This is a genomic window from Pirellulales bacterium (assembly GCA_035656635.1).
Classification (GTDB): Bacteria; Planctomycetota; Planctomycetia; order Pirellulales; family JADZDJ01; genus DATJYL01.
Genome location: DASRSD010000057.1, coordinates 1 through 11,789, shown reverse-complemented (window position 1 = coordinate 11,789; position 11,789 = coordinate 1). Strand labels below are relative to the sequence as shown.

The 11,789-nt window shown below is 51.9% G+C and carries 5 protein-coding genes; 3 read left to right on the top strand and 2 right to left on the bottom strand.

Annotated elements, in window-relative coordinates:
- Positions 1–627 precede the first annotated feature (627 nt).
- A complete protein-coding gene (locus tag VFE46_05160; protein HZZ27378.1) occupies positions 628–2,280 on the top strand; it encodes a hypothetical protein in 1,653 nt (550 codons plus the stop codon).
- Positions 2,281–2,693: 413 nt separating this feature from the next.
- A complete protein-coding gene (locus VFE46_05155) occupies positions 2,694–7,664 on the top strand; it encodes an autotransporter-associated beta strand repeat-containing protein (protein ID HZZ27377.1) in 4,971 nt (1,656 codons plus the stop codon).
- Between the two features lie 162 nt (positions 7,665–7,826).
- On the opposite strand, the gene VFE46_05150 is transcribed toward VFE46_05155, so the two are convergent.
- Positions 7,827–9,104, bottom strand: a complete 1,278-nt coding sequence (locus VFE46_05150) for a hypothetical protein (GenBank protein ID HZZ27376.1) — start codon at positions 9,102–9,104, stop codon at positions 7,827–7,829.
- A 370-nt stretch (positions 9,105–9,474) separates the two neighbouring features.
- The gene (locus VFE46_05145; GenBank protein ID HZZ27375.1) at positions 9,475–10,224 is read right to left on the bottom strand and encodes a phosphatase PAP2 family protein; all 750 of its coding nucleotides are present in this window, start codon (positions 10,222–10,224) and stop codon (positions 9,475–9,477) included.
- Between the two features lie 203 nt (positions 10,225–10,427).
- Here VFE46_05145 and VFE46_05140 point away from each other — a divergent pair, with 203 nt between their 5' ends.
- Positions 10,428–11,453 carry a ThuA domain-containing protein gene (locus tag VFE46_05140; GenBank protein ID HZZ27374.1) on the top strand — a complete coding sequence of 342 codons (1,026 nt, stop codon included), beginning with the start codon at positions 10,428–10,430 and terminating at the stop codon, positions 11,451–11,453.
- The last annotated feature ends 336 nt before the right edge of the window (positions 11,454–11,789 follow it).

Below are 11,789 nucleotides of genomic sequence, written 5' to 3'. Positions count from 1 at the left end.
ATTTGTCGCATCACGCCACCGTGTGTTGTTAACGAATTACCACTCGCAACGAGAAGAACTCTTTCCCAGAGAGTTAAGTCCCATCTCCCCAGTATATTTACAATTGCTCAATTCTCCGTTCCTCATGGTCAGTACATAATCTGGGATAACCCATTTAACCCCGCTGGCAAGCGAGAGTTACGACCGGAAATGGCAATTCAGGGTTTGGCCCCCAAACTCCATAACATTCTTCGGTAATTGCACTTGGAGAGCAATGGGAGCTTGAATATCAGCCGCTTATCGAGTGTTTGAAAGTACTCTTTGTCGAGCCGGCGTTGCTTGTGAGTTTCCCAGAGAGACGTAATCATTCTGCCTTAGGCCATCTTTGTTATGGGCCTCGAAAACCCCTTCCATTTCATTGACCCCACCGTAATGTTTGACTATAGTTGCACCGACGAGAAGGCTAATTTCGGGGGAACGCTGGATTGGCCTGACCGGTGGGGCCATCCATGGCCGGCCGATAAACCGAGTGAAGTTTGCCCGCGCTTGGAACATTCGGAGGCGAACCGGAGAGCAGAGAAGAGCAGAGTTATTTTGCCATTTGGCTATTGACCTGCTACTCGTGAACTGCATCTCTGGAGAACGCCAATGAATTCTGCTTCGTCGCTCTATGCCTTTCTGGCACAAGGCGAGAACACGCAACCGCACAATGCGTTTTTCGCTCATTTCCTGACGGCTGATCTGGAAAGCGGCAAAACCAACCGCCACACCAAAAAATTGCCGATGGTTGTCTCTGGCATCTTTTTTCTAATCGCTTTCGTTGCGACGTCCCTTTGCTCCAGAACGACAAAGGCAACGACAGTCAATTGGGTTCCGACGGGCGCGGGAAGTTGGAACAATCCAGCAAATTGGAGCAGTAATCCTAGCCTACCCGGCGCGGGTGACGAGGCGACATTCATTAGCACTTTGGTGGGCACCGGCAATGCAGTGACTCTCGACGCAACCAATCAAACCGTAGGCGGCGTCAATGTTGCAGCTGGAACCGGTGGCAAGGGAATTGATATTCAGGCGGGATCACCTGCTGGCACTTTGATTTTAACTTCCACCGATACTTCGGGCGCTACCGTTGCGCTGACGGCGACAAGTGGTTTGCTAGTTGTCGATGCTCCCATCCAACTTGGCAACGGTTCTACCGGATCGTTCACCGCGACGTTTAATGATTCGACCAACACGACCAATAGCTTTATTGTCAATGGCGGGATCACGGCATCGGCAGGGCAAACATGGGGTGTAAACATCACTGGCAGCGGTGCTGCAAATGCCATCGTTATCTTCGGGACTAATGCGAAGACCTACAACGGCGACACCACCATTTCCAGCGGCGGTTTTTTGCGAATTTCGTTGGCCAATGTGTTGCCGTTTGGCAGTGGAACGGGAAATGTAATCGATAACGGCACATTGAATATTAACAATGTGGATTTGAACATTAACGGTTTGTCGGGCTCAGGAACCATCACCAAAGCAGGCAGCAACAGCCACACACTTACCATCGGAAACAATAACGCCACTGGTGTTAATTATTCAGGCAGTATTTCGTTAACCGGTGGCAGTTCTGGTCTGACCAAAACAGGCAGCGGCGTGCAAACGTTGTCGGGAGCAACGCAAAGTGTGGCGGGCGCGCTGTCTGTAAATGTTGGTACCCTGTTAGAAAACGGCGCTCTGTCTGCCGCTAGTTCCACCACAGCCGCAAACGCAACAATCGGCGGCACAGGCACTGCCACATTGACCGGGGCGTTTACCGCCAACGGAAACGTGGCTCCTGGAGCCAGTGCTCCGGGTGTATTAACCGTCAGCGCGGCAACCGGTGCCACGTTTGGCACGACCGGCAGTCTGCTGACCGAAATTGGCGGCGCCACGCCCGGAAATTACGATCAACTGAATTTCACCAATGCTGCTGGAGCGGTCTCTTTAAACAGTGCTTCTACGCTGAGCTTGTCACTGGCCAACGCATTTACGCCCAGCCCGTCGGATATTTATTACATTCTCAGCCGGGCTGACGCTGGCTCATTTTCCACTCTTTTCTCTGGGACGACAGAAGGGGGAACTGTTAGTTTAGGAGATGGATATACGGGTCAAATCACCTATCTCGCCAATTGGACTGGTAGCCAGGCCGGCAGCTCGTTGACGGGCGGCAACGACATCGCCATTTACAGTGTGGTGCCAGAGCCTCCTGCGGGCTTGTTACTGGCCGCTGCATTCAGTCTAGGAGCAGTTTTCATTCGCAACCCCCGGAAAGTTTGACCTAGAAGCTGATTTACTTGCCATGTTAATCTTCTTGGTTGCAAATAAGCGGACCCCAGAGGATTGATGGAGTACTCGTTCGGAGGTTGTAGGCGAGATTTACAAATGTTTTTTGGAAATTTAACGTTTTTATTGACCAGTCTGTAGATTCCAATTATATTGACTGCACAACGCGTTCGGGGTTCTGGGAATATATCTGTCTTTGGGGAACAGGTTTAGGCGCACAGTATTACTCGCTCTCGTGATCTCCGGGGGGAGACCGTGCAGTCAGCGCAGAAACTACGGTCATCGATTACGACTCGTTCAGTCCATCGGTGTCCAGGCAGGCCCGTGGAGAACGTCGGTCTTTTTTGTCGTTCATTGGAATTCATTCCCGCGCAGCATTCAGGCAGTTTTCAAATCTGGAGCGATCTATGAATACGCTGGTACTCAGGAAGTTGTTTGTTCTGATTGGCTTCATCGCGCTGACCATGCTGACGGCCGTGGGTTCTGTCCAAGCGGCTAGCGCAACGTGGTTGGCCACTCCAACGGACGACACCTGGGCCAACGTTGCAAATTGGGGAACCGGTGGACCCCCAGGGGCAACAAATGGTGGGTCCAACAACTCGCAAAACGCTAATATTGCAACCTTCAATACACCACTGGCTGATGGCACCCAGGGTGTTGGCACACTGGGTGGAGCGACAGATCCAATTCAAATTGATGTGGGACGCGTTATTTCTGGAATTGTATTTGACACGGCCAACGTTGGGGCGTACTACATCGGGGTCGCAAATTCTTCGGGCACCCAGGCTAATGGGACAGCCCAGCTGTATGTCAGTAATGGCGGCAACATCCAAATGACGAGTACGGTAACAAGTGCCGAAGTCATTTCAGGTCCAATTCAGGTCCGAGCCCCTTCCAGCACCAACGGTACATTTTCATTTATCAATAATGCTGTACCAACCACGGCCACGCTGTCCTTTACCAATCCGGGCACACCAACAATAGCGAACAACAACTCCTTTTTCGGCGGGTTTGTGCTTACCAACGCCAACGGCCGTCCTGATACCTTAACCCTTACCGGTACGAACACCGGCAATAACATCATTGCTTCCGATATGCAAGATGTAAGCGGGGTTCAGGGCGTAGACATTATCGATAAGACTGGTACCGGCACCTGGATTTTGGCAGGAAACAATAACTTTACTGGAAGCGGTGCCACGAATGTCGCTAATGGCATCCGCATCACAGGAGGCATGCTGATTGCGGAGAATAGTAATGCTCTTGGTCAGAGTGCAACGCTTAATGCAAATCAGGTCGCTATTAATAGCGGGGCCATCCTACAACTGGCAAATAATACCATCTCCGGGGCAATCACTATCAATGACGGCATTTCGCTGAACCTGAACGACGGCGGGACTATACAATCCAATGGCAGCGAAGCAACGAATGGACGAATTAATGTTGGCGCAACCGCCTCCAGTGTGACGATTTCGACGGTCCAGAGCACGGATGTTTTCACGGTTGGCAATAGCGCAAATGATCTTACCGGTGGCGCTGCTTCAACTGTGCTTCACGTAGCAGGTCCCGGGACTGTATCGCTAATTGCAGATAGCAACTATGCAGGGACTTGGTCCTTGGATGCTGGAACGACTTTGCTTAATTCCGCGAATGGGCTGGGTGCCAATACTACTAAGGTAGCCTTTGGGGCTGGCAGTACCGCTACGTTGCAACTCAATAATAACAGCATTACTTTGGCCGGGTTAAACTCGAATGCCACTGTCGGCAGTCCGGTTGTACAAAACGGCGGCAGCGGTAACGCAGTTTTAACAATCAATACCACGGTCTCTTCGCCCAGCAGCTATGGCGGGGTCTTGCGCGATGGAACCGGCGGCGGCAATTTGGCATTAACGAAAACCGGTGTCGGAACACTTACTCTGTCCGGAAACAGTAGTTATACCGGAGGCACAACACTCAGTGCTGGCACATTACTGGCCAATAATGCAACGGGTTCGGCGACCGGAACTGGCAGCGTCTCTGTTGCGGCGAGCGCGACCATCGGAGGCACAGGGACAATTGGCGGAACAGTTTCCTTGGCGACTGGCAATGGAAACGCAGGCAGTGGAGGGATTTTAGCACCAGGCTCGGGCGGCGTGGGAGTGCTACACATAGGCGGCTTGACAATTGGCGCCGACAATTTGTTGAATTATGAGTTCGCCAGCACGTCATCCTATGATCAAACCATTGTGACCGGCAACAATGCATTTTCGTTGGATGGTCTAAGCAATGCGGCCTTCCATCTTTTTACCGCAGGCGGCACCTCAGCGTGGACGACGCCGGGAACATATAACCTGATTGCTTTTACCGGAACCGATCAGGGCAATTCACTTGATAGCACATGGATAACGGCCAGCGGAAGCAATCCCCATGTTCTTAATCGATTGCCCGGTTTGACTTATCAATTCGCAGAAGTTGGAAACGAACTGGAATTGGTTATTGGCGGCACGCCGCCAGCAAGCTGGAACCTTAACACGGACGGAAATTGGAATACTGCCGCGAATTGGTCATCGAATACGGTGCCAAACGGCGTCGGCGCTTCAGTCACTTTTGGTACGGGAGCTACAACGACCGTTAATGTTCCAACTTTGACGGTGACTGTAGATGGCGGTTCAAAGACAATTGGCGCTATTACATTCAGCAATGCGACCACTTCTTACACGATAGGCAATAGCGCGAATACCGTTTTCATGGACAACAGTGGAAATGGCAATGCATCGATTACGGTAACGCAAGGTTCCCATACAATTAATGCCCTCATGAGCCTTACGTCGACCACGGATGTAAATGTGTCTTTGGCCGCCAGTACGCTTACTTTGTCCGGGAATGTTGCGGGCGCGGGCGGAATCAACAAACTCGGCCCCGGCACGCTGGTATTGTCGGGCGCTGGAAACAATTTCAGTGGCGCTTCATCGATTACTGATGGCGTTGTTGTCATTAGCAGTAGCCAAGCCTTTGGCGCCAACTCGATCGAGTTCATGGGCGGGCAGTTAACATCGCCCACCATACGCTCCAACGCAGCGAATCTTTCGGTGAACAACGCCATCAATGTAGATACTGATACTACGGCCACAATTGACACTAACGGAAACAATTTGACGTTAACTGGCCAGATCAGCGATGCGCCCAGCAACAGCGGCGGGTCCATAGCGAAAAATGGCGCGGGAACATTAATTCTGACTGCCAACAATTCGTACACCGGCACAACAACGGTCAACAACGGCACGATTCAACTTGGCAACAACACCACGACCGGTTCATTCGGATCGGGCAGCGTCAGCTTAGGTGCGAATACCGTTTTGAATGTCAACCATTCCGGTGACACAACGATTTTTAATGATATTAGCGGCGCCACGGGCACGCTCAATAAGAACAACAGTGGCATCCTGTCGCTCCAGCCTGCTACGGGAAATACTTTCGGCACCGCCACCGGTGGCGGAATTAATCTTAATGCCGGAACTTTGCAATTGAACAACAGCACTGCGCTTCCCACAGGTGTCAACCTTGTGATGGCGGCGAATACAATATTGGATTTGAATGGAAATCCTGGCACCATTGGCTCACTTTCGGGCGATACCACCACGCTCATTACCAGCAACGTGGGAACCGGCACCATCACGATGAATTTGGCGGCGAATACCACCTATGGGGGTCATTTAAATAATGGTACCGGCGGGACATTGGCCTTAGTTAAAGGCGGCGCAGGCAATTTAGATTTGACTGCCAACAACACGATGTCAGGCGCGGTGACAGTCAACGGCGGCACGTTGACACTGGATGCCAGTGGCAAGCTCGACCATCTCACGACGCTGAACATGAGCGGAGCCTCCATATTAACCGTTAACGGCGGGTCGATTACCACCAGCGGCACTGCTTTGTTGACTAATAACAACTCGAATCCCACACTCAATGTCACCACGGGTGCGGCTAATTTTGCAACTCTGAATTTAGGAGATCAGGGTACTGGCCGCGACGCTGCTTACCTGGTCAATGTGACCGGCGGCACTTTGACTGCAGGAAGCATTAGCATGAATCGCGTAAATAGTGCATCCGCAGTTACTACGCCAATTCCTCCGGCTGGGTCCAACCCCACCACTCCCACAGCCACCACCCTGACTACTGTCGGCTTATACGTAAACGGCGGCAACGTCACCGTGACCGGCGCGTTGAATGATGGTCTTAATTCAGGGGCCGCTAATTCAACGACTCAGGTTCGCGTTGATAACGGCAGTCTGAATGTTGCCGGAATAACCACTATTGGTGTCAGCAATACCGGGGTTGCAACAGCTCCGCGATGGACCGTGCTCGATGTTAATGGTGGAACGTATACCTCCACGGAAACCACTACCGGTGTTCAAATTGGTCAAACCAGTGTGGCTGGCTTCTCAGCGATGCTCGTTCGCGGCACAGGCGTTGCCAACGTGCAGAAAATCCAATTCGGTGGAACGGCCGGCGGTATTGGCGGCGTCGGGGCAGTATTGGTTTCCGGGGGTGCGCTCAATGTCGGCGCCGGAGGATTTTCCCGTGGTACACCAGGCGACACGGCTCAAGAGGTGCGAGTGCAGTTATTGGGAGGAGTGCTCAATGCTACCGCAGACTGGCCGACGGTCACTGATGTGCCGTTCACCTTCCAGGGAGGCACATTAGCCACGCATGGTCATAATATCGGTGAAGGAACGATGACACTGAAAGATAACGGTGTGGATGTCAACAGCGTTCCTATTCCAACGAATTCTACTATTGATTTGGGATTGGGCGGACGTCCCAACAGCGGGACTGTTCAATTTGCCGCCAGTAGCACGACCAATCAGGCCATTACCTGGGATTCTACTGCTACGTTAACAATCAACAATTGGACGCCCGGCCTCGATCATGTTTTTGTAGGGTCCGTCGATGATGGTAGCACGCTTGATGGCAGTCAGCTTGCTCAAATTAATTTTTCCGGCTTTGGAACTGGCGCTATGTTTAAGTCGGGCGGCAATGGAGAAATCGAGCCCGTCAATGCTCCAGCGGTTACGTTCACGCTGCCCGGCGATGTAAATAACGACGGTCATTACGACGCCCGAGACATTATTGCCGAGGAAGCGGCGCTGGTTAATTTGACCGGGTATCAGACGACCAATCCGTATGGCATCACCTTGAATCCCGACGAAATGGACGCGGTGCTCGATCAGAATCACGACGGGCTGATTAATAACATGGACGTGCAGTATTTGATTAACAACTTGCTCAACGGCCAAGGCAGCAATGCCCCGGTGCCGGAACCGAGCTCGCTCGTGTTATTGGGTTTGGCTCTGCCCCTCGTTTGGAGCGCGGCCCGACGCCGCAGGGTTCGCGCGTCTTAGCACCGGCAGTTGTTTCATTTTCGCGAACCTGACTTATCATTCTGATTGCAATACAAAAAGCCCAGGGATTGTGGCCCTGGGCTTTTTGCTTGCTTGATTTTTTCTGAAATGCATGGCAATCCATGCGCTGCGAAAGCCGACACTTTTATCAAGCGTGAGTGTTTAACGTTTGAGCCGTGAAGAGCCACCCGGTCCGACAGGTTGCACGGCTTCCAAATTCGGAGTGGCTTCTTCGGCGTTAGGCAATTGGTGAGGTTCCTGAACCAGTTGCTGCTTGCCGTCGGCGGTGTAATCGCCCACTTCCACCACGTGCCCTTCGGAGTTCCAGCGAGTCCACTTTCCAGTGAGCACGCCAGCGATGTAAGCGCCTTCTAGCTGCTTTTGGCCGTTGGGATGCCACCAGATGAATTTGCCTTGTTGCTTGCCAGCCAAATACTCGCCTTCCAGTTGTTTTTGACCGCTGGGGTACCACCACGAGAATTTTCCCACCGGTTGGTCGGCTTCGTAGCGACCTTCCATTTGTTTCTGTCCATTTTTGTGCCACCAGGTCCACAAGCCATGACGCTGGTTGACGCCTTCCGTGCTAACGACTTGCGTCGAAGCAATTCCGTTCCAAAAATCGTAATTCGATTTGGTAACTTCTTTGGCGAACAAAATCCATCCTTCGGCCCGTTTCTGGCCTGGGGAGTAAAAATCGTCCTGCTCGGCCAAATGGCGACCATCAATGTATTTTTCGCGCGAGGTGACCTTGTAATCTGGTCCCCACTCCACTACTTCGCCGTCGATTTGGCCTGCGCGATAATCCACTTCACGATGTTTTTGTCCGCTGGGGTAATACCAAACGCTCTTGCCAGTCCGTTCACCGTGATCGAATTCCCACTCGCTTACCTTGCGATTTTTTGAATCGAAGATTTTCCAAGTGCCGTTTAAAACACCATCTTCAAAATTGGCTTCGCCGATGAATGGTGATTGAAAGTCCTTGTATAACGGGCCATTAAACATTGGCGAATCGGATTGGCCATACCAACGCAGCCACCGGCCCTGCCGTTTACCATAGCGATATTCTCCGCTACCGACCAAGCGGCCTTTCTCGTCCCATTCAGTCCATAAGCCGTGATTGTAGTAGTTTCCTTCAGAATCTTGGGTCACGTGCCGCTCGACCTTCACGGCAGAATTGGAAAACCGCTCCCGAATCACTTCTACTCCATTTTCCATTTCCGTGGTTTCTGCATTTTCGGTTGCATTGAGCGGAGCGGCTTCGGTCGGAGCGCTGGCGCTCGGAGGGCTTGCCTCCTTGTCAACGGCATGCATTACGGCCGAATCGTTAGTGGTTTGCGGACGGATCGAAATCGGCTTTTCATCCGCAAGTGCGGTCGAAACGATCGGCAGAGCTAAGCCCAGTGCCGTTCGCAACATCCAATGGAAAGGCTTCCGTGCCATGTTTTCTCTCTCCTTGAGATAACCGTGCGCCATAGTCTTGTATTGGCAAAGCGGCGATGGTTGCCGTATCGAGGCGGGTTCAACCGGCAACTTCTGAAAGTCCGCTACACTCATCATTGATTATCGGCCTAGAAACGGCGGAATTGTCGAATTTTCCGCGTTAATTCCTAGAGCTGGCCAAGAACGCTAAGTCCTTGGCATTCCAAGGCTTGCAAACAGTCAGCAAAGTTCATGGAACTGATAAACCCAAAGCGATTTACGCAGCTTATCAATGGGCTTATAGATAACGCCGACAGACTCTGCAGGCTGATCACACCAGCCTGTGATGCGCCCTTGGAGGGTTTATGCGTATTTTGAATGTCGATCGGCGTCAGAGCGAACCGTCGGTTCCTCGTAGCGCTAATTTGCTTTCCACCTGATCGAATCGAGACGCGAGCCATCCACCGGGCAAGAAGGCGCTGGCAACCAGCCAACCGATCGCGGCGCCCCAAAACGTATCGCTAGCGAAATGATACGGCCCTGCGATCCGTTGAAGCGCAACCAACAACGCAAAGAATCCAAACAGCCACTTGCCGCGGGGCAACAACCAGAATAATCCTAGCGCTAAGCCGATGGCCGTTGCAGTATGTGCGGAGATAAAGCTCTGTTGCCCGCTGCTGGAGAAAAATGGCAACCACGTTCCAAAGGTTTTCCAGACGCTGTGCATAGCAGAAAAATCGATTGTGTTCGGCCGGCTTCGCGCCAAAAATAATTTCAAGACATCAGCTGCCAGGCCGCTGAGGTATGCACAGCAGATGACACGCGGCAACCGACTTCGCAGTTGTGGACTTAAAATCCAAATGGTCAATAGAATTGCCGCGACGCCTTGGCCGTGGCCAAACACTTCAGCCAAATCAAAACTCTTTTTGAAAAACCCCGGCAGGCTCCGTGCGTCAAACCATCGAGCCAAAGGCATGTCGACTGCCAGCGCTGCACAGCCCACAGCAATTAGTACCGTGGGAATGACGAGTCGCCAGGCGTTCGGTCGCTCTCGTATTTCAATCGCTGCTTGTCCACCCATTCGGCGCAAAGGAGATCGGTTTTTGGAGGCTAGGCGTTTAGTTCCAATGAATACGCTCATTGCGCGAACCTTTGTGAATGCGCTGATCGCACCATGGTATCCCTGCGAAGCACAGAATGCGACAGAACAATATCACTCCGTTGGTATTGCGTGAATGCCAACTTATCGCAGGCCGGATTCGCCTCTGGCACAACTGCCCCATTCAACCGACTGGCATAGTTGAACTTATGGAATGGTGCTGTTACGATTTCCAAGTAGTCTAAATGCGTAAACCAAGCGAATCTTCGCGATTTGGAGCATCCCTCATGTTGCATTCTCGATTTGCGGGTTGGGCGTTATCGGCCGCAACTCTCGTAGTTGTCTTTGTCGTCCTCAAAAATCTGCCCGCGGCAGAAAACTCTTCGAATTCATCTGCAAGCAAGCCGGCGCGCATTCTGTTTGTCACGCAAAGCTTCGGATTCAAACATTCGGCAGTTACTCGTAAAGGTGGTCAGCTTGCTCCCGCGGAACAGGCCGTGACCGATTGGGCCAAATCCAGCAATTTGTTCACGGTCGACTGCACTCAGGATGTTCTGAAAGATCTTACGAAGGAAAACTTGCAGAATTATGACATTGTGATGTTTTACACCACCGGCACTCGAAAACAGTGGCCGGTCGATGATGCAATTTTGGACTACCTTTGTAAAGACTGGGCGAAACAAAAAGGACATGCATTTATCGGCGTGCACTCCGCGACGGATACTTTAGAAGACTACCAGCCCTATTGGGAAATGATTGGCGGGTCGTTCAACCAACATCCGTGGACGAGCAAAAGCAAAGTGGCCGTGATCGTCGACGATCCCGAACATCCCATTTGTAAGCCCTGGGGCAAGGAATTCACGATTACGGATGAGATCTATCAAATTAAAAATTGGCAACCGGAAAAAGTTCATGAGCTGATGAGTTTGGACATCGGCCACTCGGTGTTTAACAAGGACGTAAAAAATAAAATCACGCAGCCCTATCACGTTCCTATCGCCTGGTGCAAGGAGTTTGGCGATGGCCGAGTGTTCTACATCAGCCTCGGACACAACGAGAGCGTTTGGGCCGACCCTCGTTACCGGGATTGCCTTCTTGCCGCCATTAAGTGGGCACGGGGTGAAATTTCCGGCACTGCCACACCAAATCCGAACGTCACTGCTGCTTTAATTGAAAAAGGGAATAGCGACGTCGCCGCCAAATTGGAGGAATTTGCAGCGCAAGAAGCGGCTGTCAAAGAAGCCGCCGACAAAAAGCAAAATGAAAAATAAAAGGCGGCAAATTTGCCTGCTGGTGTAGCCTAAGCGGCTCGTTACAAACTCTTTACACTATCGTCGATCTGTAGCGGTTACTATCTGTAGCAGTGGTTGCCGCGGTCGTGGAGAATTCTTCCACTCGGTGACCCGTATACTCAGATCAAGGAGTGTAGCCATGCGATGCAAAGTGCGCACGGCACTGATGACGGGCTTGTTATCAATTGTTGTAAGTCTTGCGATGGATAGTACCCAGGGATACGGATTTACCCTGCAGCAACAGGCCGGTTTGGTGGTCTCAAACAACCAAGAGCTTTCCAAGTCTGCAATTGTTGCACTACGTGCCGCTGGGCC

Bases quoted from the DNA above. Each gene is read 5' to 3' on its own strand.
- VFE46_05145 (HZZ27375.1), bottom strand. From the start codon at position 10,224: ATGAGCGTATTCATTGGAACTAAACGCCTAGCCTCCAAAAACCGATCT.
- VFE46_05140 (HZZ27374.1), top strand. From the start codon at position 10,428: ATGCGTAAACCAAGCGAATCTTCGCGATTTGGAGCATCCCTCATGTTG.
- VFE46_05155 (HZZ27377.1), top strand. From the start codon at position 2,694: ATGAATACGCTGGTACTCAGGAAGTTGTTTGTTCTGATTGGCTTCATC.
- VFE46_05160 (HZZ27378.1), top strand. From the start codon at position 628: ATGAATTCTGCTTCGTCGCTCTATGCCTTTCTGGCACAAGGCGAGAAC.
- VFE46_05150 (HZZ27376.1), bottom strand. From the start codon at position 9,104: ATGGCACGGAAGCCTTTCCATTGGATGTTGCGAACGGCACTGGGCTTA.